This window comes from Nonomuraea sp. NPDC050556, from assembly GCF_044457355.1.
Taxonomy (GTDB): Bacteria; Actinomycetota; Actinomycetes; order Streptosporangiales; family Streptosporangiaceae; genus Nonomuraea.
This window is the reverse complement of sequence record NZ_JBITGU010000003.1, coordinates 784510-808230: the sequence shown is the minus strand read 5'-3', so window position 1 is coordinate 808230 and position 23721 is coordinate 784510. Positions and strand designations below refer to the sequence as shown.

Annotated in this window: 20 protein-coding genes; 7 read left to right on the top strand and 13 right to left on the bottom strand. The window is 70.9% G+C overall.

Annotated elements, in window-relative coordinates; translation table 11 throughout:
* Positions 1 to 33 precede the first annotated feature (33 nt).
* Genes ACIBG8_RS32865 through ACIBG8_RS32855 form a run of 3 tightly spaced genes read left to right on the top strand, consistent with a single transcriptional unit; the run spans position 34 to position 5511 of the window.
* Entirely contained in the window at positions 34 to 1644 is a 1611-nt protein-coding gene (locus ACIBG8_RS32865; RefSeq protein WP_397346937.1) for an ABC transporter substrate-binding protein, read from the top strand.
* On the top strand, positions 1641 to 3218 hold the full coding sequence (locus ACIBG8_RS32860; protein WP_397346936.1) for a beta-N-acetylhexosaminidase: 1578 nt from the start codon (positions 1641 to 1643) through the stop codon (positions 3216 to 3218). Before ACIBG8_RS32865 ends, ACIBG8_RS32860 begins: the two co-directional genes overlap by 4 nt.
* Before the next feature lie 10 nt (positions 3219 to 3228).
* Complete coding sequence (locus ACIBG8_RS32855; RefSeq protein ID WP_397346935.1) at positions 3229 to 5511, top strand: phosphatidylserine/phosphatidylglycerophosphate/cardiolipin synthase family protein; 2283 nt, start codon at positions 3229 to 3231, stop codon at positions 5509 to 5511.
* Here the strand turns inward: ACIBG8_RS32855 and ACIBG8_RS32850 are convergent.
* Entirely contained in the window at positions 5508 to 6146 is a 639-nt protein-coding gene (locus ACIBG8_RS32850) for a prepilin peptidase (protein WP_397346934.1), read from the bottom strand. The genes ACIBG8_RS32855 and ACIBG8_RS32850 overlap by 4 nt on opposite strands.
* Before the next feature lie 40 nt (positions 6147 to 6186).
* On the opposite strand from ACIBG8_RS32850, the gene ACIBG8_RS32845 reads away from it, so the two are divergent.
* Entirely contained in the window at positions 6187 to 8985 is a 2799-nt protein-coding gene (locus tag ACIBG8_RS32845; RefSeq protein ID WP_397346933.1) for an NACHT domain-containing protein, read from the top strand.
* On the opposite strand, the gene ACIBG8_RS32840 is transcribed toward ACIBG8_RS32845, so the two are convergent.
* The 8 genes from ACIBG8_RS32840 to ACIBG8_RS32805 form a co-directional block, all read right to left on the bottom strand.
* Positions 8982 to 9512: an SseB family protein gene (locus tag ACIBG8_RS32840; RefSeq protein ID WP_397346931.1), complete on the bottom strand. Its 531-nt coding sequence runs from the start codon at positions 9510 to 9512 to the stop codon at positions 8982 to 8984. The genes ACIBG8_RS32845 and ACIBG8_RS32840 overlap by 4 nt on opposite strands.
* Positions 9513 to 9557: 45 nt before the next feature.
* Positions 9558 to 10427, bottom strand: a complete 870-nt coding sequence (locus ACIBG8_RS32835) for an LD-carboxypeptidase (RefSeq protein ID WP_397346930.1) — start codon at positions 10425 to 10427, stop codon at positions 9558 to 9560.
* Between the two features lie 47 nt (positions 10428 to 10474).
* A complete protein-coding gene (locus ACIBG8_RS32830) occupies positions 10475 to 11362 on the bottom strand; it encodes an ABC transporter ATP-binding protein (protein ID WP_397346929.1) in 888 nt (295 codons plus the stop codon).
* Complete coding sequence (locus ACIBG8_RS32825; RefSeq protein ID WP_397346928.1) at positions 11355 to 12305, bottom strand: ABC transporter ATP-binding protein; 951 nt, start codon at positions 12303 to 12305, stop codon at positions 11355 to 11357. The genes ACIBG8_RS32830 and ACIBG8_RS32825 overlap by 8 nt, the downstream gene beginning before the upstream one ends.
* Complete coding sequence (locus ACIBG8_RS32820; RefSeq protein ID WP_397346927.1) at positions 12298 to 13095, bottom strand: ABC transporter permease; 798 nt, start codon at positions 13093 to 13095, stop codon at positions 12298 to 12300. Before ACIBG8_RS32820 ends, ACIBG8_RS32825 begins: the two co-directional genes overlap by 8 nt.
* Positions 13092 to 14048 carry an ABC transporter permease gene (locus tag ACIBG8_RS32815; RefSeq protein ID WP_397346926.1) on the bottom strand — a complete coding sequence of 319 codons (957 nt, stop codon included), beginning with the start codon at positions 14046 to 14048 and terminating at the stop codon, positions 13092 to 13094. The genes ACIBG8_RS32820 and ACIBG8_RS32815 overlap by 4 nt, the downstream gene beginning before the upstream one ends.
* Positions 14041 to 15834, bottom strand: coding sequence for an ABC transporter substrate-binding protein (locus tag ACIBG8_RS32810; protein ID WP_397346925.1), 1794 nt, complete (start codon positions 15832 to 15834; stop codon positions 14041 to 14043). The genes ACIBG8_RS32815 and ACIBG8_RS32810 overlap by 8 nt, the downstream gene beginning before the upstream one ends.
* Positions 15835 to 15939: 105 nt before the next feature.
* Complete coding sequence (locus ACIBG8_RS32805) at positions 15940 to 17763, bottom strand: sialidase family protein (protein WP_397346924.1); 1824 nt, start codon at positions 17761 to 17763, stop codon at positions 15940 to 15942.
* Positions 17764 to 17874: 111 nt separating this feature from the next.
* On the opposite strand from ACIBG8_RS32805, the gene ACIBG8_RS32800 reads away from it, so the two are divergent.
* Complete coding sequence (locus tag ACIBG8_RS32800) at positions 17875 to 18324, top strand: RpiB/LacA/LacB family sugar-phosphate isomerase (RefSeq protein ID WP_397346923.1); 450 nt, start codon at positions 17875 to 17877, stop codon at positions 18322 to 18324.
* On the opposite strand, the gene ACIBG8_RS32795 is transcribed toward ACIBG8_RS32800, so the two are convergent.
* Together ACIBG8_RS32795 and ACIBG8_RS32790 are read right to left on the bottom strand one after the other, a co-directional pair.
* Positions 18283 to 19374, bottom strand: coding sequence for a ring-opening amidohydrolase (locus tag ACIBG8_RS32795; RefSeq protein ID WP_397346922.1), 1092 nt, complete (start codon positions 19372 to 19374; stop codon positions 18283 to 18285). The two genes, ACIBG8_RS32800 and ACIBG8_RS32795, sit on opposite strands and share 42 nt — an antisense overlap.
* Positions 19375 to 20271 (bottom strand): carbamate kinase, encoded by an 897-nt coding sequence (locus tag ACIBG8_RS32790; protein ID WP_397346921.1) that lies wholly within the window; start codon positions 20269 to 20271, stop codon positions 19375 to 19377.
* Between the two features lie 84 nt (positions 20272 to 20355).
* Between ACIBG8_RS32790 and ACIBG8_RS32785 the strand changes: the two genes are divergently transcribed.
* Complete coding sequence (locus ACIBG8_RS32785) at positions 20356 to 21009, top strand: alpha/beta fold hydrolase (protein WP_397346920.1); 654 nt, start codon at positions 20356 to 20358, stop codon at positions 21007 to 21009.
* Here the strand turns inward: ACIBG8_RS32785 and ACIBG8_RS32780 are convergent.
* Positions 20962 to 21504: a hypothetical protein gene (locus tag ACIBG8_RS32780; RefSeq protein WP_397346919.1), complete on the bottom strand. Its 543-nt coding sequence runs from the start codon at positions 21502 to 21504 to the stop codon at positions 20962 to 20964. The two genes, ACIBG8_RS32785 and ACIBG8_RS32780, sit on opposite strands and share 48 nt — an antisense overlap.
* Positions 21505 to 21569: 65 nt before the next feature.
* Here ACIBG8_RS32780 and ACIBG8_RS32775 point away from each other — a divergent pair, with 65 nt between their 5' ends.
* Positions 21570 to 22112 carry a carboxymuconolactone decarboxylase family protein gene (locus tag ACIBG8_RS32775; protein ID WP_397346918.1) on the top strand — a complete coding sequence of 181 codons (543 nt, stop codon included), beginning with the start codon at positions 21570 to 21572 and terminating at the stop codon, positions 22110 to 22112.
* Here ACIBG8_RS32775 and ACIBG8_RS32770 read toward each other — a convergent pair.
* Positions 22090 to 23715, bottom strand: coding sequence for a protein kinase (locus tag ACIBG8_RS32770; RefSeq protein WP_397346917.1), 1626 nt, complete (start codon positions 23713 to 23715; stop codon positions 22090 to 22092). The genes ACIBG8_RS32775 and ACIBG8_RS32770 overlap by 23 nt on opposite strands.
* Between the last annotated feature and the right edge of the window lie 6 nt (positions 23716 to 23721).

Sequence of the window (23721 nt, the reverse complement as noted above, 5' to 3'; positions counted from 1 at the left end):
TGACACCCCCCTAGCTCGAAAGGTCTCTTCGCCATGCGCAGATTCGCCCTCCTGGCCGTGGCCGCCGTCCTGGCCCTCACCGCCTGCGGCGGGAGCCCGCCCAAGGCGTCGGGCGGCGACGGGCTGCTGAAGCTGGTCGGCTGGCCGCTCACCCCGACGTTCGTGCACAACTACAACCCCAGCGCGCCCACCACCGGGCCGCTGCTCAACATGATGTACGAGCCGCTGGTCAGGCTCGACGACAACCACATGGAGCTCAAGCCGTACCTGGCCGAGTCCTGGGAGTGGTCGGCCGACGCCAGGACGCTCACCATGAAGCTGCGCAAGAACGCCACCTGGTCCGACGGCAAGCCCTTCACCTCGTCCGACGTGGAGTACAGCTTCGTCACGCTCCCGGCCAAGTATCCCGACCTGCCCTTCCTCAAGCCGTCGTTCGCCTCGATGGACAAGATCGACGACAACACCGTGGCGTTCCACTTCGAGAAGGCCTCGCGGGTCATGCTCAGCGACTGGGGCTGGACCTACGGCCTGATCGTGCCCGAGCACGTCTTCGCCGCCCAGGACCTGACCACCTGGACCAACCCGGCCCCGGTCACCACCGGGCCGTTCACCGTGGAGCGGTTCACCCCGCAGCAGGTCACGCTCAAGGTTCGCGACGACTGGTGGGGCGGGCGGTCCAAGGGCGTCAAGAGCGTGAAGATCCTGGCGTCAGGCTCGCCGGACGCGGCGCAGAGCGCGTTGCTCAAGGGCGAGGCCGACTGGGCCAACATCAGGTGGGCCGACCCGGCCAAGCAGTGGACGACCAAGCCGGAGCACCGGTTCTGGATGGCGGCCAGCGCCTACTTCATGGTCACCTTCAACCTGGAGCGCGCGCCGTACGACGACGTGCACGTCAGGCGGGCGCTGAACGCCGCCTTCGACAACGCCAAGCTGGTCCAGGTGCTGCACAACGGGGTGCAGGTCGGCAACGTCACCGGCATGGACGCCAAGGTCTTCGGCGACGCGCTCGCCCCCGAGTTCCGCGACAGGCTCCAGACGCAGGACGTGGCGGCGGCCAAGAGCGAGCTGGCGGCGGGCGGCTACACGGTCTCCGGCGGGGCGCTGGTCAAGGACGGCAAGAGCTACCCGATCACGCTCAACGGCCGCGAGGACGACGCCACCACGATGCGGGTCGTCGCCGCCCAGTGGAAGGAGGCGCTGGGCCTGGAGGTCACGGTACGCACCCAGGGCACCAGCTACGTCGACCAGATCAAGAAGGGCGACTTCGACCTGTTCATGTGGCAGGGCGGCGGGTGCAGCGTCTACTGCAACTTCAACGCGCTGAACGGCTCGCTCACCGCGCCCACCGGCAAGCCCGCCGCCGACAACTACGGGCGGGTGCGCGACGACAAGCTCGACGGGCTGCTCGGCGAGCTCGCCGCGGCCACCTCGGACGAGAAGATCCAGCAGGTCGGCTGGGACATCCAGCGGCGCTTCGTCGACCAGCGCTTCAACATCCCGCTCGGCTCCTCAGGCGCTTCTGTGTCGGTCAACGACGCGAGCTGGCGCTTCCCGCAGCAGGGCGAGGGCGACTACCTGCCCGCGCTCGGCCTGGCCGCGCAGCCCGCTGTGGCGATCATGAACCTGGAGCCCGCCGCCAAATGACGCTGCCCAGGCCCGCCCGGCTCACCACCGAGCCGGGCGACCCCTTCGTCCCTTCAGCAGGCACCCCGATCACCGCGCCCCCCTCGCTGGGGAAGGCGGCGGCGTGGTTGCGCGGCGTGCTCATGCCCGTCCTGCCGCCCGGCTCCTCCGCCGGCGCGATCGCGTTCTCGCACGACCCGGGGCTCGGCCCCGAGGCCTACCGGCTGGCCGTACGGGCTGAGGGGGTGCGCATCGAGGCGGGCGACGCGGCCGGAGCCTTCTACGGCGCGCAGACCCTGCGGCAGCTCCTGCCGCCCGCCGCCTTCAGGAGCGGCTCGATCGGCGAGACCGGGTGGGCCGTGGCGCCCGTGACGATCGAGGACCGGCCCAGGTACGGCTGGCGCGGCTGCCTCATCGACGTCGCGCGGCACTACCTGCCCAAGCCCGACCTCCTCCGCTACGTCGACCTGCTGGCCGCGCACAAGCTCAACGTGCTGCACCTGCACCTCACCGACGACCAGGGCTGGCGGATGGAGGTGAAGGGGTATCCGAAACTGACCGAGATCGGGTCCTGGCGCACCGAGAGCCCGCTGGGCTCGCGCCAGCACGGCGTCTTCGACGGGCGGCCGCACGGCGGCTTCTACACCCAGGACGACCTGCGCGAGATCGTGGCCTACGCCGCCGACCGGTTCGTCACCGTGGTGCCCGAGATCGAGCTGCCCGGCCACTCCCAGGCCGCCATCGCCGCCTACCCGGAGCTGGGCAACCTGGACACTCCTCTCGACGTCGCCACGCGGTGGGGCATCTCGCCGAACGTCCTCAACGTGGAGGACACCACCCTGGACTTCTACCGGGCCGTGCTCGACCAGGTCATGGAGATCTTCCCGAGCGAGTACGTCTGCGTGGGCGGCGACGAGTGCCCCAAGGACCAGTGGCGCGACAGCCCGGCGGCGCAGCGCCGGATGCGCGAGCTGGGCCTGCGCGACGAGGACGAGCTGCAGTCGTGGTTCGTCGGCCGCTTCGCCGACCATCTGGCCGCGCGCGGGCGGCGGCTGCTCGGCTGGGACGAGATCCTGGAGGGCGGCGCGCCGCCGGGCGCGACCGTGGCCTGCTGGCGCGGCCAGAACGCGGTGAGCGCCGCCATCCGTGCCGGGCACGACGTGGTGATCTGCCCGTTCACCGAGCTCTATCTCGACTTCCGCCAGTCGGATCATCCGGGGGAACCGGTCCCGATCGGCAGCGTCATCTCCCTGCGCGACGTCTACGCCTTCGAACCCGTCCCCGGCGAGCACGTGCTCGGGGCGCAGGCGAACCTGTGGACCGAGCACATCGACTCACCCCGCGCCCTCGACTACATGGCCTTCCCCCGGCTGTCGGCGTTCGCCGAGGTCGTGTGGAGCCCGGCGGGCGGCGACTTCGACGACTTCCGCGAACGGTTGCACCACCACGAGCGGCGGCTGGCCGCGCTCGGCGTGGAGTACCGCAAGGAGACGGGACCCGAGCCGTGGCAGACGCGCCCAGACGTGCGCGGATGGCCGCGGGAGCGGGCCGAGACCGAGGCCGAAGTGGCGGCCTGGACCCGCACCATCCGATGAGAGAGGTCACATGCTCAGACACCTGATCGGCTTATCCTCCCTGCTCACCCTCCTGATCCCGGTAGCTCCCACCCCATCGCTGGAGGCCCTGTTCACCGTCCCGAGCATCACGGGCACCGTCGACCATTCCCTGGAGGACAAGCTCGTGGAGCTGGTCGGCAAGGCTGAGCAGGGCTCGACCCTGCGCCTGGCGACCTTCGTCATGGAGCTCGACGCCTACAAGAACGCGCTCGTGGCGGCGAAGCAACGCGGCGTCGACGTCCGGGTCGTCGCCGAGGGCAACGGGCACAACGCGATACTCGACACCCTGAGCACGGAGCTCGGCGCGGGCCGCGTCACCCTGTGCCAGAACGGCTGCAACGGCGCGGCGAACAACGACGTCATGCACCACAAGTTCGCCGTCTTCAGCGCGCTGGACGACGGCAGGACCGACGTGGTCGCGCAGAGCTCGCAGAACCTCAGCCCCTCGTACGGCCTGCACAACAACATGCTGATCAGCTCCGGCGATCCCGGCCTGGCCACGGGCTACCGCGGCGTCTTCGACAAGCTGGCCTCGCAGCAGAACTACGTCTGGACGGCGCCCTTCACCTCCACCAGCGGCAAGATCACCGCCTGGATGACGCCGCGCGCCGACGATCCGGTGGTGACCGCCATCAACGACGTCGGCTGCCCGGGGAGCATCCGGGTCGTGCACTCCCAGTTCGCCACCGACCGCGGGGCCGTCATCGACGCCCTGAAGGCGAAGAAGGCGCAGGGCTGCAGCGTGCAGGTGGTCGTGCCCGAGGGCAACCAGACGACCGCCACCGCCAAGCTCCTGGCCCAGGGCGGCATCGTGGTGCACAGCTTCCGGCCAGGCGGGTGCCACTACCCGCAGGGCGGCGGCTGCGACGTGGACACCATCCACTCGAAGATCATCCTGACCGACGGGCCGTCGGCTGCTGCGGGCGGCGCTCAGCGGAAGTACGTCTACACCGGCTCGCACAACCTCAACGGCGGTTCGCTGACGGCCTCCGACGACTCCTTCGTCCGGGTGGACGACGCGGCCGTCTACGCGGCCTACGACGCCGACTACGTCCACCTGATGGACGAGGCGGTCAAGCTCGTCCCCGCCGCCTACCCCGACGCCGCGCTGCAGATGGCGGCCAACGGCCCGGAGGACCAGCGCTCCCCCGACGCCTCGGCGGAGCGCGACGGCTACACCGCCGTGGCGTGGGAGAGCGGCGGCACCGAGGTCTACGCGCGCATATACCGGTACGGCCAGCCCGTCACCGGTCCCGTCCTGGTCTCGATGGGCGGGGTCGGCTGCGCCACCGGCTACGACCACGTGCAGCCCTCGGCGGGCGTCGACGACCTGGGCAACGCCTACGTCGCGTGGGCCGAGGACGGTGACTGCCGCGGCGAGCACAACATCGCGGTGCGCAGGCTCTCGCCGTCCGGGCAGCTCAGCTCCACGATCTGGGCCAACGACCCCGAGTGGCGCCAGGACCAGACGCGTCCCGAGATCGCGGTGACCGGTGGCGGCGGGTTCACGGTGGTGTGGGAGGACGCGGCGACCGGCACCGTCCGTGCCGCGGGCTACGCGTCGCTAACCTCGCGCTCCTACGGTCCGATCCAGGTGAGCACGGGCCTCCGGCCGGACGTCGCGGTCGACGGCACGGGCGTGGCGACCGTCGTGTGGCAGCAGGCGCCCGACGTGTACGGCACGCGGCTGTCGGCCTCCGGCGGCACGGTCGCCGGCCGTACCAAGGTGAACACGAACGCGGCCACGCAGCATCTGGCGCCCGTGGTGGCCTCGACCTCGGCCGGGGCCGTGGTGGTGGCCTGGAGCGACAACGTCGACGGCGTGTGGCGGGTGCGCGCCCGCGGCCTCACCGGGACGCTGTCCTCCCGCTTCGCCGAACTTCCCGTCGCCTACGGCAAGTTCACCAAGAACCAGGCGGCGGACTCGAACCTCGAGTACCCGCCGCTGTGCCACAACGGCGCCTGCGCCGTGCAGGGCACCCCGTCGATCGCCACCGACTCCACCGGCCGGTTCGTGGTGGGGTGGACGGAGTCCGACCTGTGGAACTCCGACCGCTCCTACGAGGTGTACGCCAGAGGCTTCAACGCCGACGGCACCACCACCGGGCGTTTCCCCTGTGAGCGGATGAACCCCAACACGACGGGCAACCAGTTCGCGACCGCCGTCAGCGCCGGTTCCTCGGGATTCACCTTCTTCTACACCGAGGACTTCGACGTCAACAACTACAGCGACATCGTGGCCAGAACCGGGTTCACCAACACCGGCTTCTAGACGGCCAGGAGAACGGCACCAACACATCCAAGGATCATGAAGGGCCCGAAGGGGAACTCGGTCTTCGAGTTCCCCTTCCGCGTGACCAGCAGCCCGACCGCGTAAACCGCCCCGAGCACCTGCCCGGCGACGGCCGCGACCACCAGCGCCTGCCAGCTGACGGAGGCGGCCACCATCCCGATGAGCCCGGCCAGCTTGACGTCCCCCAGCCCGAGCGCCGACGGCCGAACAAACCACATCACCCCGTAGACCAAGGCGAGCGCCAACCCTCCAAGCAGCGCCCGAGGCAGTTCCCCGGTAGGGACCAGCAGAACGGCCAACACCGGATAGGACGGCAACGTGATCAGGTCAGGCAACCGGAAGGTCCGCCAGTCGATGACCGCGAGAGCCGTACCGACCAGCACGAAGAACAACACCCCAGGCAGGTACGGCGGAGCCGCCCGCCACACCACCAGCCCGCACAGGACGGCGGCGGCGACCGGCACCACGGGGTTCCCGAGCAACGCGGGCCTGGCCAGCAGCGCCTCGCGCAGCTCCCGCCGGGTGTCCTCGGGCTCCGCCTCGAAACGCCCGGCGAACGCCCGGATCCAGGCTCCCGCCAGGAAGCCAGCCACCACCGCCACGACCACCCACATCTGACCGACCCTACGGCACTGAATGCTGCACTATGGGCGCATGGCCGCCCCTGACAACGCCATCGTCGACCTCGCCACCGCCATCGTGAAAGCCTCCTGCTTCCTGCTCACCGGTGACGTCTCCGACGCGGCGGCCACGATCGCCGACCTGGTCAAGGGCCGGGTGAACGACGTCATCGAACGGCGGCAGATCGAGCGCACCTTCGACGCGTGCGCCGACGTGGTCGCGCACCGGCTGCGCGGGCTGGTCGACTCCTCGGAATACCGGCGCCTGCCGTCCAACGAGCGGGCGGCGGCGGTCCTGGCGGCGACGGACACCATGGTGGGCGGTGCGCTCGATCTGCAGGGCCTCATCGCCGCCGACCTCGACGCGGTGACCGTCGGCGAGCGGCTACGCCCCTCGTCCCGCGAGGTCCTGGGACGTGCGCGGCTGTCCTCCGGGGGCGTCGAGCTCTACCGGCTGGTGCTGCGCGAGTCGTGCGACTACCTGGTGGAGGCGGCGACCACGTTCCCCCAGTTCCAGGCGGAGTCGCTGCGCGCGTTGCTCGGCCGTCAGACCAGCCTCGACGAGCAGCTGCGCGAGGTGCTCGCCCGGTTGCCCAGCAGGCGGGCCGTGGACGACTTCGAGGTCGACTACCGGCGCGCGCTGGTCAACCGCCTCGACCGGATGGAGCTGTTCGGCGTCACCCGGCTCGGCGAGGCCAGCCGCCACTACCCGCTGAGCGTGGCCTACCTCAGCCTCGGCGTGGCGACGGGAGACAGGGGGATCACCGGGACGCGGGTGGAGGACGCCCTGTCCGGCCAGGCCAGGACGTTGATCGCGGGAGAGGCTGGCTCGGGGAAGACGACGCTGCTGCGCTGGCTCGCCGTACGGGCCGCCACGGACGGCCTGGGCGGGTCGCTGGCCGGGTGGAACGGCTGCGTGCCGTTCTTCATCCCGCTGCGCCGCTACTCCGACCAGCCGCTGCCCACCCCGGCGCGGTTCGTGGAGACCGTCGCCGCCAACCACACCGCCGACATGCCGCCTGGCTGGGTCAACGGGCTCCTGCGCGCCGGGCGGGCGCTGGTGCTGGTCGACGGCGTGGACGAGGTCCACGAGGGCGAGCGGCGCGAGGAGGTGCGGCGCTGGCTGGAAGACCTGATGGCCGACTTCCCCGCCGCCCGCTACGTCATCACCTCGCGTACGGCGGCGCTGGACGACTCGTGGCGATCGCTGGACCGCACGCCGGTGGCCACGCTGCAACCCATGTCGCGCTCGGACGTGCGCGAGTTCGTCGGGCGCTGGCACGAGGCGATGAACGACCACCTGACCGACGCGGCCGACCGCGACGCGCTCGCCGACGACAAGGGACGGCTGCTCGCCTCGATCGACCACGACAGGCACGTGCGGCAGCTGGCGGTGAGCCCCTTGCTGGCCGCGCTGTTGTGCGCGCTGAACAGGGAGGGGTCAGGGCTGCCGCAGAGCAGGATGGAGGTGTACGACGCGGCGCTGTCCATGCTCCTGGGCGGGCGCGACCGGGCTCGCGGGGTGCCGGTCGCGCTGGAGGTGGCGCCGCCGTTGCAGCGGGTGCTGCTGGCTGAGCTGGCGTACTGGCTGGTGATGAACGGCTGGTCGGACGTGCCGGTCGAGCGGGCGGCCGAGAAGCTGGGGCGGATCGCGGCGACCGTCAAGGAGATCACCGCCGACGGTGAGACGTTGCTGCGTTACCTGCTGGAGCGCTCCGGGCTGCTGAGGGAGCCGGTGCAGGGGCGGGTCGACTTCGTGCACAAGACGTTCCAGGAGTATCTGGCCGGCTGGGCCGCGATGCGCGCCGACGACGTGGGGCAGCTGATCGCACACGCCGGCGACGACCAGTGGCGGGACGTGACCGTGATGGCGGCTGGGCACGCGACGTTGCGGCAGGCGAACGAGCTGGTGGGCGGGGTTCTGGAACGCGGGTCCGAGGAGCTCGCGCTGCTGGCGGTGGCGTGCGCGCAGGCCGCGCGGCAGTTGGACGCGGGACTGCTGGCGAGTGCCCAGGAACTGGCGGCGGCGTTCATCCCGCCACGCGACCTGGAGTCGGCGGAGGTGCTCGCTCCCCTGGGCGACTTCATGCTCGAACTGCTGGAAGACGCCACGGACATGTCCGACGTGGACGCCCGGTGGTCGGTCCACGCGGCGGCACTGACCCGGAGCCCCGACGCCTTCCCACTGATCGTCCGGCTGGCCCGCCGGTGCGAGGCCGCCCGGGAGGCCGCGATCGACTGCTGGTCGTACTTCGCGCCCGACGGCTACTTCCACGAGGTCGTGTCCAACACAGGGCCGCACGGCTACGTGTTCCTCACCGATCCCGCCCACGCCGCGTACCTGCCCCAGCTGAAGGAGCTCCGCCACCTCAACTGGCTCCTCCGCGACAGGGTCGCCGACCTGAACATCCTCGGAGCCTGCGACCAGCTTGAGAGCCTCACCCTCTCTGGAGCCGTGTGTGACCTCGTCCTGCCCCAGGCTCTCCGCTACATGTACATCATGGATGCGCCGTTCCTGGAGCTCGGGGAGGAGCTGCCGGAACTCACCGCCCTCCGCCTGGACGGGTGCCCAGGGGTGACCGACCTTCGCGCCCTACGCCGCTGTCCAACCCTGACCGAGGTCACGCTGATCCACATAGGAACACGCGACATCAGCCCGCTGGCCGCGCTCCCGGACCTTCGGCGGCTGGAGCTCGGCGGTTTCTCCAACGTCAGCCTCGCTCCGTTCGCAGGAAAGACGGACCTCATGATCGTCGTGCATGAGGACACCACCGTGAGCGGGAAGCACGCCCTAGGTCCTGGGTCGTCCATCCAGCAGGAGCCGCCCTACTAGCGGGAGCGGCGGGAGAACCAGCGGCGGCGGGCCGGGGCGATGCGGGCGACGGTCACGTCCTCGACCTGGTCCAACGTGCCCGACTCCACGGCGGCCAGGACCTCCAGGACCTGGCCTTCGATGGGGAACGGGACCGGGCCCGCCACGTCGATGACCACCGCGGCGGCCGACTCGTGGACCGCCGCCTGGCAGACCTGCATCACGCTCGCCTGGATCGGCCTCGCGTCGCGCCGCCACAGCGCCAGCGACTCGCCCGAGGTGAAGGCCAGCACCGCCTCCCTGCCGTCCTTGCCGACCAGCTTCGGGAGGGCCATCTCGCTCTCCTTCTCCTGCTTCAGGCCGTGCGCGCCCACCTCGGAAGAGGTGAGCAGCGCCACCACGGGCACCAGCAGGCGGGAGCCGGTCAGCGCGGACAGGACGGCTGTCGCGTCTGCGGTCCCCGACGCGTACGCGGCCAGGGCGGCGGCGACGGCGGGGTCGGCACTGCCGTCGTCCGACGGGACCAGGGGTTGCGGGATGCTCGGCACAACGTCCGAGGCTACGCCACGGACGGCCCGCACCGCGTCAGACCCCTACGCCACGGGCGGCTTGAGCAGCGTCAGCACCCCCGACGTCGCGTCCAGCCGCGCCGGAACCCCGATCGGGTACGTCTGCGTGGGGATGTTGTGCCCGATGTCGGCCCCGGCGAGCACGGGCACGCCCAGGTCGCTGAAGCGGTCGACGAGCAGCCGTTCCACGTCGCGCGGGTCGCCGCACTCGGTGAACGTGCCGAGCAGGATCCCGGCGACCCCGTCGGTGTAGGTGGAGCGGCGCAGCTGCGTGAGGATGCGGTCCAGGCGGAACAGCAGCTCGTCCACGTCCTCCAGGAACAGGATCGCCCCCGACGCGGGCAGGCTGGTGTCGGTGCCCAGGTTGGCGGCCAGCAGCGTGGCGCACCCGCCCAGGGTGACGCCCTCGGCGACGCCGGGCACGATGGTCCTGGCGTCGGGGAAGACCAGCTCGGCCGGCGGCTCGGTGACCATGGTCATGAGCTCGGTGAAGGCGTAGGAGCCCGCGCCCAGGTGGAAGTCGTCGCAGGCGACCATCGGCCCGTAGAAGGTGCCCCAGCCGAGCTTGACGGCGATCGCCTCCAGCAGCGCGGTCACGTCGGAGTAGCCGACGACAACCTTGGGCGGCGACGACACCAAAGAGAAGTCGACCAGCTCCAGGGTGCGTTGCGCGCCGTACCCGCCGCCCGCGAAGAAGATCCCGGCGTACGACGGGTCGGACAGGGCGCGGGTGAGGTCGGCTGCGCGCAGCGCGTCGTCGCCCGCCAGGTAGTCGTACTCGGTGCCGGACGCCCGCGCGGAGTCGAGGACGTCCACCACGAAACCGGCGTCTTCCAGGACCTGAACGCCGCCGGCCAGCTTGGTCTGATTGCACGGGCTCGATGCGACGATCACCGCCAACCGGTCACCTCGGCGCAGGGGTCGCGGCTGGGCGAAGCGGATCACTGAACAACCTCCAGACAGGCCACGGAGTCGTCCGCGGGCAGAACAGGCAGATCGTGTACGGCGCAGCCGTCCACGCGGATGGGACAGCGCGGGTGGAACCGGCAGCCGCCGGGCACCCGGGTGGGGTCGGGCGGCTCGCCGCTGAGCACGATCCGCTCGGGCGAGGACGGCAGGACCGACAGCAGCGCCTTGGTGTAGGGGTGGCGCGGGCGCAGCAGGACCTCCTCGACGGTGCCGGTCTCGACGATCCTGCCGAGGTACATCACCGCGACCCGGTCGGCGATGTTCCACGCCAGCCCCAGGTCGTGGCTGACGACCAGCGCGGACAGTCCGAGCTCGTCGCGCAGGCCGAGCAGCAGCTTGAGTATCTCGCCGCGCACCGAGGCGTCGAGCGAGGCGACCGGCTCGTCGGCGACGATCACCGACGGGTTGAGCGCGAGCGCCCCGGCGATGACGACGCGTTGCTGCTGCCCGCCGGACAGCTCGTGCGGGTAGCGGCGGAAGTACTCCTCGGGCGGCCGCAGCCCGGCTTTGGCCAGCGAGCCCGCCACGTCGTGGGAGAGCCCGTGCAGCCGCGGCCCTTCGGCGACGGCGTCGAAGACGGTCTGGCGCGGGTTGAGCGCGCCGCCCGGGTCCTGGAGGACGAGCTGCACCTTGCGCCGGTGCTCCTTCATCCGCTTGGGGTCGAGCGGCGCGCCCTGGTGGAGGACCTGGCCGGAGGTGGGTTTCACCAGCCCGACCAGGGCGCGCGCGAGGGTGCTCTTGCCGCACCCCGACTCGCCGATCAGCGCGACGATCTCCCCTGGCCCGACGCGGAGGTTCACGCCGTCGACCGCTCGTGCCCCGCCCGGATACGTGACGTACAGGTCGCGGGTCTCAAGCATGCGGCTCTCCTTCCAATACGCGCAGGCAGGCGGCCGAGCGGGCGTCGCCGCTGGGCCACAACACGACCTCGTCGGTACGGCAGGCGTCGGCGGCGTGCGGGCAGCGCGGGGCGAAGGCGCACCCGGACCCCAGCTCCGACGGCCTGGGCGGATCGCCGGGCAGCCCGGAGGGCGCCAGCCGCGAGACCGGGTCCCCGATCACCGGGAAGGCCCCGGCGAGCGCCCGCGTGTAGGGGTGGTGCGGGTCGCCGATGACCTCGCGCGAGGGGCCGAGCTCCACGATCCGCCCGCCGTACATGACCGCGAGGCGGTCGCACATGCTCGCCAGCACCGACAGGTCGTGGCTGATCATGATGACGGCCACGCCGGAGGAGGCGACCAGCCCGGTCAGCAGGTCCATGATCTGCGCCTGGACCATCACGTCCAGCGCGGTCGTCGGCTCGTCGGCGATGATCAGGTCGGGGCGGCAGGCGAGCGCCATCGCGATCATGATGCGCTGCCGCTGCCCGCCGGAGAACTCGTGCGGGTAGGAGTCCATGCGCCTGGCCGGGATGCCGACGCTGTCCAGCAGCTCGGTCGCCCGCTTCCTGGCGCCCTTGGCCCGGTCGTGCAGGATGATCGGCTCGCACAGCTGGTCGGCGACGCTCATCACCGGGTTGAGCGCGCTCATCGCCCCCTGGAACACCACCGACGCCTTCGACCAGCGCACCGCGCGCAACCGCGACCAGCGCGCCGTGAGCAGGTCCTCGCCCTGGAAGAGCACCTGGCCGGTGACCCGCGCCGAAGGGGGCAGCAGGCGCAGCAGGCTGAGCGCCATCGTGGACTTGCCGCAGCCCGACTCCCCCGCCACGCCCAGCGTCTGGCCGCGTTCCAGGGTGAAGCTGACCCCGCGCACGGCCGGGGCCTCGCCGTACCTGACGTGTAGGTCGACGACCTCAAGCATGCGTCACCATCCTGCTCTCCACGGCGCGGCCGATGAGGGTGAAACCCAGCACGACGAGCAGGATCGCGATGCCGGGCGGCATCAGGTACCACCACGCGCCCGCGGTGACCGCGCCGCCGGAGAACGCGGTCTGCAACATCGAGCCCCAGGTCACGCTGGTCGGGTCGCCCAGGCCGAGGAAGGTCAGCGTCGCCTCCGACAGGATCGCCGAGGCGATCGTCAGCGTGCTGGAGACCAGCACCAGCGGCAGCACGTTGGGCAGCACGTGGCGCACCATGACCTGGCGGTCCCCGGCGCCGAGCGCCCTGGCCCGCTCGATGTACGGCCTGGCCTCCACGGCCAGCGTCTGGGCGCGCACCAACCTGGCGGTCGCCGTCCACGAGGTGACCGCGATCGCGATCGTGATGGAGGCGGCGCCCTGGCCGAGCACGGCCGACAGGGAGATGGCCAGCGGCAGGCTGGGCAGCGCGATGAACCAGTCGGTGACGTGCATGAGCGCCTGGCCGAGCCGTCCCTGGTAGTGACCGGCGACCAGCCCGACGGCGGTGCCGACCAGGACGGTCAGCACGGTCGCGATGACGCCGATCGCCAGCGACTCGCGGCTGCCCCAGATCACCAGGGCCAGGATGGAGCGCCCGGCCAGGTCGGTGCCGAGCGGGTAGTCGAGGCTGGGCGGCGCGAGGCGCGGCCCGTCGACCCTGACGACGTCGAGCTGGTCGGCGCCGATGAACAGCGGCGCGGTCACCGCGAGCACCGCGAAGGCGGCGAGAACCCCGATACCCCACTTCACTGGGCACGCACCCGGGGGTCGAGGAAGCGGTAGGCGACGTCGGCCAGCAGGTTCATGACGATCACGCTCGCGCTGAAGATGATGAAGGTGCCCTGGAGCAGCGGCAGGTCCGGGATCTTCAGCGCCTCGTAGGTGAGGTAGCCGAGCCCAGGCCAGGAGTAGACGGCCTCGACGGTGATCGCGCCGGTCACCAGCGTGCCGAGGTGCATGAAGATCACCGTCACGGACGGCAGCAGCGCGTTGGGGACGGCGTGCCTGCGCCGGACGACGGCGTCACTGAGGCCCTTGGCCCGCGCCGTGAGCAGGTAGGGGCTGCCGAGCTCGTCGATGATGGACGAGCGCATGACGCCCACGTACTGCGCGAAGACCACCAGCACCATGGTCAGCGCGGGCAGCACGAGGTGGCGGCTGACGTCCAGGAGGTGCTCCAGGCCCGAGGCGGCCAGGCTGGGGTCGCTCATGCCGCCGCTGGGCAGCACGCTGCTGAAGAAGATCAGCAGGATCATGCCGAGCCAGAACGTCGGCACCGACCACAGCGTCAGCGACACCCCGGACGACACCCGGTCGAACGGGCTGCCGTGCCGCCAGCCGCTGCGCACGCCCAGCCACAGGCCGAGCGCGATGGAGATCACCGCCGAGGCGCCCATGAGCAGCAGGGTCGGCCCGATCCGCTCGGCCACCAGCGACGACACCGACTGCTGGAACTGCCAGGAGAAGCCGAGCTTGCCCTGCACGGTGTCGCCGACGAAGCTCAGGAACCGGTACCAGATGGGCTCGTCGAGCCCGAGCTGCACGCGGATCTGGGCGAGCTGCGCCTCGTTGGTCGGGCGGCCCCTGGTGAGGGTGCGCACGGGGTCGGACGGCATCAGGCTGAAGATCACGAACCCGATGACGAGGGTGACGAGGAAGCTGACCAGCGCCGCGGCCAGCTTCCTCAGGAGGTACTTACTCACGGTCGTCCTTGGTACGGCGGCGCAGGACCACGGCCCCCGCGACCAGCACGATGAGCAGCCCACCGATCACCCAGATGAGGACATTTCTCGAGTCCTCCACCTTGGCCGACTTCACCACCGGAGCGGCCTTGAGGTAGCTCCAGAAGGCCGTCTGCGCCGGGTAGACGCCGCTCGCGTCCGGCTGCCCCAGCGTGAGGCCGTCGACGGTGTCCTTGCGCGCCACGTCGAGCCCGTTGCCGTAGTAGTAGATCTGGTTGACGTTCGCCTGGTAGAGGATCTCCTGCATCTGCGCGACGACCTTGGCCCGCTCACCCTGGTCGAACGTGGTGAGCTGCTGCTTGAACAGCCTGTCGTAGGCCTCGTCGCAGAAGAAGGAGTCGGTGTTGCCGCCCGTGCCGTCGTCCTTGGGCAGGGTGGCGCAGCTCTGGATGCCCAGCAGGTACGTCGGGTCCGGGCCGGTGGTCCAGGCGTCCATGAGCAGGTCCCAGTCGCCCTTGGCCAGGTCGCTGTTGAGCGCGCTCATGCTGAGCGACTGGATGGTGAGCTTGATCCCGATGTCCTTGAGCCAGCCGGCCAGGTAGCCGGAGATCGCGGCGTCGGCGGAGTCGTCGGAGTGGATGCCGAGGCGGAAGGCCAGCGGCTTGCCGCTCTTGGGGTCGGTGCGCACGCCGTCCGCGCCCTTGGTGTAGCCGGCCTCGTCGAGGACCTTGTTGGCCTGGGCCGGGTCGAACGGGGTGGGCTGCGCGGGCTTCCAGTTCCACTGCGGCCACGCGGGCGGCAGGTATCCGGCGCCGACCTGGCCGACGCCGTCGATCACCTTGGTGACCAGGGTCTGCTTGTCGGTGGCCAGCGCGATCGCCCTGCGCAGCACCGGGTCGGCGAGCGCGGGGTGGCCGGTGCCGATCTTCTTGCCGGTGCGGGTGCGGGCGTTGTGGTTGATCTCCAGGCCCATCCAGCCGTTGCCGACCGTCTGGACCGCCCTGATGTTCTTGTCCGCCTGCAGCGCCTTGAACTGGGTCGGGTTGACGCCCGGCTTGTAGTCGATCTGCCCGCTGCGCAGCGCGGCGACGGCGGCGTCGGCCGACTTGAAACTCTGCAGCACCAGGCGGTCGTAGACCGGCGCGCCGAGCACGAAGTCCTTGGTGGCCTCGAAGGTGGCGTACTGCTCCTGCTTGTAGTCGGTCAGCTTCCACGGCCCGTAGCCGACCAGCGGGAAGGTGTCGTTCTTGGCGTCCTTGAGGTTCTTGGCCAGCGGCTCCCACACGTGCTTGGGCACGATCGGGATGCCCGTGGTGGGGATGCTGACGTACGGCACGCTCGCCTGCGGCGCCTTGGTGGTGATGACGAGCGTCGTCGGGCTCGTCGCCTCGACCTTGGCGAAGTTGGAGACCAGCGAGCCGTTGGCGGTTCCCGCGACGGCGTCGTCCTTGATGAGGTTCAGCGTCCAGGCGGCGTCCTCAGCGGTGATCGGCTGGCCGTCGCTCCACTTCAGGCCGTCCCTGATGGTGAAGGTCCAGGTGTTGCCTTCGCTCTTCCACTCGGTGGCCAGGTAGGGTCCCGGCACGCCACTGGGGTCGAGGGAGTTGAGCGAGGGGTAGACCAGGCCGAACACGTCGAGCGCGCCGTTGAAGAAGGCGAGGAACGGGTTGAGGGTGTCCACGCCTGAGCCGTCCATCGCCGCCCTCAGCGTGGTGCCCTGGGCGGCCATGGACGGCCGTGGGTTCAGCGCCGTCGCGCAAAACACCAGGCTCAGCGCGCACACGATCGCGCCGATCCGCTTGCTCATGAGGGGGTGCTCCTTCCGGTCAGCTGTGAACGAATGCTGACCATGCGGAGTCACGACCCCAACATTCCTGACCGCTTGTGATCCTGAGCAACGAAAAGTTCGTTGCTAGGACAGCGGCTCCTTCGACACGTAGACCTCCTGGTCGTTGGCCGGGTCGGCGTTCGGCGCCGGCGCCGTGCAGACCGCGGGAGCGCACACGAACAGCGCCTTGGCGCGGGTGTCCGACCACACCGGGTAGGCGTGGGCCGCCGTGGCCTCGACGAAGATGTAGTCGCCGAAGAACGCGCCGCCGAACTGGCTGGCCGGGGGCATGCTCGAACTCGTCACGCGCCTGGTCGAGCCGCCCTTGACGGTCAGGGACACGTCGGAGAAGCCGGTCGCGTTGGCGTTGCCGTACTGGCGGTCGTAGTAGGCGGCCACGAGCCTGCCGGTCGGGCTGTAGTCGAGGCCGTGGAAGAACTGGTCGGTGGTGCGCTGGGCGGGCCGGTCGGACAGGCTCGGCAGGGTCCTGACGTCGGCGGCGGTGCCCGCGAAGCTCGCGCCGCCGTCGGACGACTCGGACAGGACGATGTCGTTGTTGCAGCCGCCCGCCTTCACTCCGTCGTACAGGTTGATGCCGGTGGTCGCCGAGAAGCCGGCGGGCGTGCAGCCCTTGCTCTCCTGGGAGTTGCGGTTGATGTAGGAGCCGTAGGCGACCGCGATCTGGGCGGGGTTCCTGGGGTTGACGGCGATGTAGGGGTAGTTGGCCGCGCGGAAGACGGAGTTCTGGGTGGCGCCCTTCTCCGGGACGCACGAGCGGAAGGCGTTGGCGTTCTGGTAGGTCAGGCAGTCCGGCAGCTCGTAGAAGTCACCCGCCTTGACCGGCGGCGAGAACGTGGCGCCGCCGTCGGTGGACTTCGACACCAGCATCTGGTTGCGGTTGTCCGTACCGGTGACGGCGTTGTTGAAGTTGGCCCAGACGACGTACAGGGTGCCGTCTGGCGCGGTCACCGGCTGGGAGAACTGGTTGACGTTGCACCGCCCAGCCGGGGTGGGCAGGCCCAGCGTGTTCTGGCACAGCGCGGAGTCCGTGCTGACCACGACGAGCGGGCTGAAGGTCTCGCCGGAGTCGGCGGAGTGCGAGCTGACGATGTAGGCGGTGCCGTCGGAGTCGAACTTGGTCCACGTCACGTAGACGCGGTCGCGGAACGGGCTCGACGTCGAGGCGTCGACGGTCATGAGCTGCTTGTCGTGCAGGAAGCCGTCGTCGCCCTCTGGGTCGGAGTGCTCGGCCGTCGGGCGACCGGTGAACGTCCATGACGCGCCGCCCGTGGCGGACCTGAACAGGTAGATGCCGCTGGACTGGTCGGCGTTGGGCGACACCGCGGTGCCGCGGTTGAACGACAGGCACGACAGGTAGGCGTTGCCCCTGGAGTCCCAGGCGACGGACGGGTCGCCGCCGCCCTGCCAGTACTGGCGCGGCTTGCCGAAGGCGGTGCCCCTGGTGAATCCGTTGGGGGTGGTGGCGTCCGCCCAGCGCGCGCCGCCGTCGCCGGAGTAGGAGACGCCGCAGGTGCCGTCGCCGCGCCGGTAGTCGTTGTAGGCGGCCAGCAGCTGGCGGGCGTCGCGCGGGTTGGCGGCGATCCAGGTCTCGTTCTGCGCCTGGCCGCGCCCGTGCAGGTCGGCGTCGGTGGGGTTCTGGCAGTTCTGGTTGACCTTGACGTTGTCGGCGATGCGGTTGTCGCAGTCCTGGGTGGCCGGGCGGCCGGCGCCCAGGCTTCTCCTGGCCGAGTGGTCGTCGCCGAGCGCCTCGGTGAGCGCGCCGGAGACGAGGCGCTTCTGCAGCGGGGTGAGGTCCTTGAAGGCGAAGCCCTCCGCCGGGGTCACCGAGAGTCCCGCAGTGACCAGGGCAGCGGCAGCGAGCACGTATAACGCACGTCTGAGGCGCATGACTCCTCCGTCACCGGCGTCATCGCCGGTCCGAGTCGGTTGAGGAATGGGCGCCCAACCTTGGACCATAAAACGGCTCGGAACTGCGGCAAAGGCCCAATAATCAGCAGTATGCGGATCTCGGTTTCAGCGGACAGCCTGGACGGCGTGGCCTCGACCCTCGTGCGAGCCCTGACCGAGCGCGGGCACGACGTGATCGCGCACGGCGCCCTCGGCGACGGCGAGCGGGACGACTGGGCCTGGGCCTCAGAGGCGGCCGCGCGCGACATCGCCTCGGGCAAGGCCGACCAGGCCGTGGTGTGCTGCTGGACGGGCACCGGCGCGTCGATCGCGGCCAACAAGGTGCGCGGCGTCCGCGCCGCGCTGTGCACGGACGCCTACACGGCCTCGGGCGCCCGCCGGTGGAACGACGCGAACGCCCTGGCCCTGAGCCTGCGGCTCACCTCGGAAGTGGTGCTGCACGAGATCCTCGACGCGTGGTTCGGCGGCGAGCCCGAGCACGACGCGAACCTCGACCACCTAGCCGAGATCGACGATCGCGGCGACGGGGCCGCCTCCTGACGGCCCCTGGTGGACCGCGGCGACGGAGACGAAGATCGCCGGGTCGCCGGTGACCGCCGCGGCCACGCCGCCCACGGCCGCCTTGATCTGGCGGTGCCACTGCACGTCGGAGTCGTCGAGCATGATGTTGCGCCGTCCGCGCACCCGGCCGGTCGGGTCGGCCTCGCACTTCATGAAGACGTTCACCAGCCGCCCCTGAAGGTCCGAAGGGTGCGGGCGATCGGGCAGGTCGAGGCCCGCCGAGCGGATCGCCGCCCAGATGCCGTCGGCGTCGATGGCGTCCTTCATCACCGAGTGGCCGACCCGGTAGCGCCCGCCGATGCCGCGCACGTTGCCGACGACCACGATCTGCGCCCGGTCCAGCTCCACGCCGGACGAGCACGAGGCGACGCTGCTGTAGAGCGACAGGTCCTTGTGGATCTGCCCGGCGCTCGGCATCTCGATCTCGCCCAGCGCGACGGCGATGCCCAGCGCGGTCGTGGAGTTCGACAGGTCCATCGACGGGCCGGTCTCCTCGATCGCGGTGTCCTTGCCCCGGCTCTTGGCGTCGGTGATGGTGGCCAGCGTGAGCAGCGGCGTCTTGGTCTGCACGTAGTGCACGTCCGCCGGGTCGTCGATGCCCGCGACCTTCATCGCCTCGCGCACCCCGGCCGCGACCTTCTCCACCATCGCCGGCCGGCCGATGTCCTCGGGCAGGATGACGTCGCTCATCGCGATGCCGACCGAGACGCGCGGCTCGTCCGTGCGCTCATAGGAAGCGGTGGTGGCGAAGATGGTGGCGTGCGGGCTGAGCACGCCGTCGGTGCCGCCCGACCAGACCAGCGGCACGCTGTCCGGCGCCGGGTGGCCGTGCCTGGCCAGCACCTCGCGGAAGGCCCGGTCGGCCAGGATGCGGGTGTAGTCGTTCACGCCGCCGTTGCCCTCGGTCTTGCCGATCACGGCGAGCACGCGGTGCGCTTCGATCTCCCCGTCCGTGATGAGCCGTTCCAGGCCCGACGCGTCGGTCACGCTCTCGATGGCCACTTTGCGCACGTCGATCGGCTCAGGCATCTACTTCTCCACTCTCGTCCCGCTGTCTCCGGAAATGCCGTTCAGTGAGGTGATCACGGCGCGCTCGCCGCCGCCGTGGACGAACCGCAGCGCCGCCTCCACCTTGGGTCCCATGCTGCCCCCGGCGAAGTGCCCCGCGGCGTGCAGGACACGCAGTTCCTGCGCGGTGATCCTGCCGATCGGGCGCGGGTCGGGCCCGCCGTACCCGACGACCGCGTTCTCGACGTCGGTCGCGATGATCAGGGTCGTGGCCCGTACGGCTCGCGCCAGCAGCGCGGCGGCGAGGTCCTTGTCGATGACGGCCTCGACCCCGGCGAGCGAGCCGTCCGCCTGCCGTACCACCGGCACTCCCCCGCCGCCCGCCGCCACCACCGTGTACGCGGCCCGCATCAGCACCAGCACGGCGGGGGCGTCGAGGATCTCCAGCGGCTCCGGCGAGGCCACCACCCGGCGCCAGCCGCGGTCGAAGCGGCGCCAGCTCTGCCCGAGCTTCTCGAACCTGCGCGCCTCCGCCTCGGTGAAGTAGCGTCCGATCGGCTTGACCGGGTCGGCGAAGGCCGGGTCGGCGGGGTCGACGAGCGTGCGGGTGACGATCGTGGCCGTCGTGTACGGCAGCGCGTTCATGATCAGCATGCCGATGGTCGCCTGCGTCTGCGCGCCGCACCAGTCGAGCGGGACCGGCGGCACCACGTCGGCCGCGAGCTGGTTCTTCAGCAGCAGGTTGCCCACCTGCGGCCCGTTGCCGTGAGTGAGGATCACCTCGTGCCCGGCGTCGACGAGGTGGCGCACCTGCGTCATGGCGCTCTCGACGGCCGCCCGTTGCTCCTCGGGAGCCGCGCTGCCGTCGGGGCCGGTCATGGCGTTGCCGCCGAGCGCGATCAGTACCCGTTCACCCACGGTCGCGACGCTACCGAGCGGTTACGCCCGGTTCATGGGCAATGTCTGCCCACTCGGCGAGGGTTCTTCGGCTACAGTCGCCTCGTGAACGGGATCAAGCTCGCCTATCGGACGGCTGGCGAGGGCCCGCCCCTCGTCCTCCTGCACGGCAGGACCGACTCCGGCCTCACCTGGGCGCCCTTCGTCGTGCACTTCGCCCGGCGCTTCCAGGTGATCAGACCGGACCTGCGCGGGCACGGCAAGAGCCCCTACCCGGGCTCCTACGCGCTGCCCGACATGGCAGAGGACGTCGCCCGGCTGCTCGACGACCTGGGTGTGGAGCGGGCGGCGGTGATCGGGCACTCGCTGGGCGGGATGGTCGCCTACCACCTGGCGATGCTGCACCCGTCGCGCGTCTCGCGGATGGTGCTGGAGGACCCGCCGCCCCCGCTGCCGATCATCCGGGCGGCGCCCGAGGTGGACCCCGGCGATCCCCAGGCCGAGATGCTGCTCGACACCGAGCGGCAGTTCGCCGCCCCGGACCCCGCGTGGGCCGAGGGGCTCGGGCGGGTCACCGTACCCACGATGGTTCTGTACGGCGGGCCGTCCACGCACGTGCCGGCCGACCGGACGGCCGCGCTGATCCCCGGGGCGAAGCTCGTCACGATCGACGTCGGCCACCTGATCCACGCCGACGCGCCGCAGGAGTTCCTAGCCGCCGTCGACGACTTCCTTCAGGACCCGCTCGAAGACGTCTGACCATGGCCTGGCCTCGACGACCGCGGCTCCAGCCGCCCTCGCGCGCCCGGCCAGCCAGTCGCCGTACATGCGGCTGACCAGCGCGCGCCCGCTCTGGTCGCCCGCTTCAGGCTCGCGTGCGAGGTAGTTGCGCGCGATCTGCGCCTCGTCCCGCTCGTGCAGGATGACGGTCTTCACCCCTGGGGTGGGCAGCAGGTAGTCGCCCTCGATGACCACCGGCGTGCCCGTTTCCAGGTGGTTGGCGATGACCGCGTCGACCGCGGGGACCAGCGCCTCGGCGATCGCGATCTGCAGCTCCACAATCTGCTGGGGGTCGGTGGGGTGCGGCTGGGTGTTCCAGTAGTGCAGGAGCGGCAGCTGCTCGGGCGTGGTCATCGCCTGGAGCGCCTCGACGATGTCGTCGACCTCGACCAGCGGGACCCCGAGATGGGCGGCGAGCCGGTAGGAGATCTGGCTCTTGCCGACCCCCGACGCTCCCCCGAGCAGAACGATCACCCGCCCCATGATGTCACGCCCGGCGTGGTCTGCTCCGTCTATGTGGTGACTCAGGAGGTTTCCCCATGCCCAGGATCTCGCTCACCCCGCCGCGCGGCCTGATGTACCGCCTCAGCGAGTGGTACTGCAGGCGCTCCTACGGAAAGGTGCCCGACCCGTTCAAGGTGGCCGGCCACAATACGGCGGTCTTCGTCACCTACGGCCTGTTCGAGATGGGCGTGCTGCGGTGGCGCAAGCTCGACCGCAAGCTCAAGGGCCTGGCCGTGCTGGCCTCGGCGGCGAGCATCGGGTGCGAGTGGTGCCTCGACTTCGGCTACTGGGAGCTGCACTCCCACGGGGTGCCCGTGGCGAAGATCGAGGCGATCGCCGGCTGGCGCTCCAGCGAGGTGTACACGCCGCTGGAGCGGCTGGTCATCGAGTACGCCGAGGCGATGACGGCCACCCCGCCGCAGGTCACCGACGCCATGGTCGACGGGCTCAAGGCGCACCTGAGCGAGGCGCAGCTGGTGGAGCTGACCGCGATCGTGGCGGTGGAGAACCTGCGCTCCCGCCTCAACAGCGCGGCCGGGCTCACGGGTCAGGGGTTCAAGGAGTCCTGCGCGCTCTAGCCCGTACGGCCCGGCCGAGGAGGAGGGCCAGCGCCACGAGCCAGGCGGCGACGAGGGCGCGGTTGAGCCCGGTGCCCAGGTCCAGCGCCTTGAAGGCCCACTGCTTGTCGAACCCGGACAGGACGAGCACGGACCACAGGAGGTTCTCCACGACCAGCCCCGCCCCGACCAGCAGCGCGATCGCGCCGCCGACCTTGCTCCAGCGCCACGTGAGCGCGCCGAGCGCGACGAACATGGCCGACTGGACGACGCCGCTCAGCACGCCCACGGCCATGCCGGGGAGCTCGGGGTTGGCATCGAAGACGTACGCCCATCCGGCGTGGAGGACCAGGGCGGGGACGGCGGCCAGCGCGACGAGGGCGGCGGCTCGTCGTGCCCGCCAGAGGGCGATGCACAGGGCGGTCGCGAACAGGCTCAGGGCGCCCAGGCGGACGGTCTCCCAGCCGTTCCAGTCGAGGAAGGCGGTGTAGTCGTCGGTGACCAGGCCGCGCAGGATGACGAGGACGTGGATGAGGCCGGCGAGTGCGGCCAGCCCGGCGAGGGCCATCGCGGCCACGGCGGGCCCGGACGGCACGGCCTCCAGAGCCTCGACCCCGGACGGCTTCCGCGTTGGCTGCCGATAGCCCGGCTGCTGATAGCCGGGTTGCTGATAGCCGGGCTGCTGGGGTCCCGACTGCTGGGGTCCCGACTGCTGGTAACCCGGCTGGTGGTGGCCTCCGCTCTGGCGGGGGTCGGTGGGGTGGTGGGGGCCGGAGTCGTGCCGGGTGTAGGCGCGGGTTTCCGGCGCGGTGCGGTTCTGCGCCGGCGGCGGGTGGTCGCCGGTCAGGGTGGCCAGGAGGCTGGCGGTCGTCGGCCGGTCGGCCGGCGCCTTGGCCAGGCAGGCCGCCAGCAGCTCACGCAGCTCCACCGGCACCCCCGACAGGTCGGGAGCGCGCGTCATGATGGCGTGCATCAACGCCGGCATGCTGTCCCCAGCGAACGCCGGACGCCCCGACGCCGCGAACACCATCGTGATCGCCCAGCTGAACACGTCGGCCGCCGCGCTGAGCTGCGCCCCCTCGAACTGCTCTGGCGCCATGAACGCGGGCGTCCCCAGCACCCCGTGCGTGGTCGTGTGGTCCAGCGCCCGCGCGATCCCGAAGTCGATCACCACCGGCCCCTCGGGACCCATGATCACGTTGCTCGGCTTGAAGTCCCGGTGCACGATCCCCGCCCGGTGGATCGCCGCCAGCGCGGTCAGCGTCGACACGGCCAGCCGTACCAGCCCGCTGCCCGACCGCGGCCCCTCGCGACGGACCAGCTCGTCCAGCGAAGGCCCCGAGATGAACTCGCTCACCAGGAACGGCCGCTCGTCGGCGATCCCGACGTCGAGCACCCGGGCGGTGCTGAACGGCGCGACCCGCCTGGCCGCGTCCGCCTCGCGCAGGAACCTGCGGTGCGCGTCCTGGCCGAGGGCGACCTGGTCGTGCAACATCTTGATGGCCACACGGGCGCCGTCCTGCGTCTCACCGAGGTAGACGGAGCCCTGCCCGCCCCTGCCGAGGACGCCCACCAGGCGGTGTCCGCCCAGCTGCGAGGGGTCCTGAGGTCCGAGCGATTGCACAGAAAA

Excerpts from the sequence above, each read along its gene's own strand:
- ACIBG8_RS32855 (WP_397346935.1), top strand. The coding sequence starts at position 3,229 with ATGCTCAGACACCTGATCGGCTTATCCTCCCTGCTCACCCTCCTGATC.
- ACIBG8_RS32845 (WP_397346933.1), top strand. The coding sequence starts at position 6,187 with ATGGCCGCCCCTGACAACGCCATCGTCGACCTCGCCACCGCCATCGTG.
- ACIBG8_RS32830 (WP_397346929.1), bottom strand. The coding sequence starts at position 11,362 with ATGCTTGAGACCCGCGACCTGTACGTCACGTATCCGGGCGGGGCACGA.
- ACIBG8_RS32795 (WP_397346922.1), bottom strand. The coding sequence starts at position 19,374 with ATGCCTGAGCCGATCGACGTGCGCAAAGTGGCCATCGAGAGCGTGACC.
- ACIBG8_RS32860 (WP_397346936.1), top strand. The coding sequence starts at position 1,641 with ATGACGCTGCCCAGGCCCGCCCGGCTCACCACCGAGCCGGGCGACCCC.
- ACIBG8_RS32775 (WP_397346918.1), top strand. The coding sequence starts at position 21,570 with ATGCCCAGGATCTCGCTCACCCCGCCGCGCGGCCTGATGTACCGCCTC.
- ACIBG8_RS32810 (WP_397346925.1), bottom strand. The coding sequence starts at position 15,834 with ATGAGCAAGCGGATCGGCGCGATCGTGTGCGCGCTGAGCCTGGTGTTT.
- ACIBG8_RS32800 (WP_397346923.1), top strand. The coding sequence starts at position 17,875 with ATGCGGATCTCGGTTTCAGCGGACAGCCTGGACGGCGTGGCCTCGACC.
- ACIBG8_RS32850 (WP_397346934.1), bottom strand. The coding sequence starts at position 6,146 with ATGTGGGTGGTCGTGGCGGTGGTGGCTGGCTTCCTGGCGGGAGCCTGG.
- ACIBG8_RS32825 (WP_397346928.1), bottom strand. The coding sequence starts at position 12,305 with ATGCTTGAGGTCGTCGACCTACACGTCAGGTACGGCGAGGCCCCGGCC.
- ACIBG8_RS32805 (WP_397346924.1), bottom strand. The coding sequence starts at position 17,763 with ATGCGCCTCAGACGTGCGTTATACGTGCTCGCTGCCGCTGCCCTGGTC.
- ACIBG8_RS32865 (WP_397346937.1), top strand. The coding sequence starts at position 34 with ATGCGCAGATTCGCCCTCCTGGCCGTGGCCGCCGTCCTGGCCCTCACC.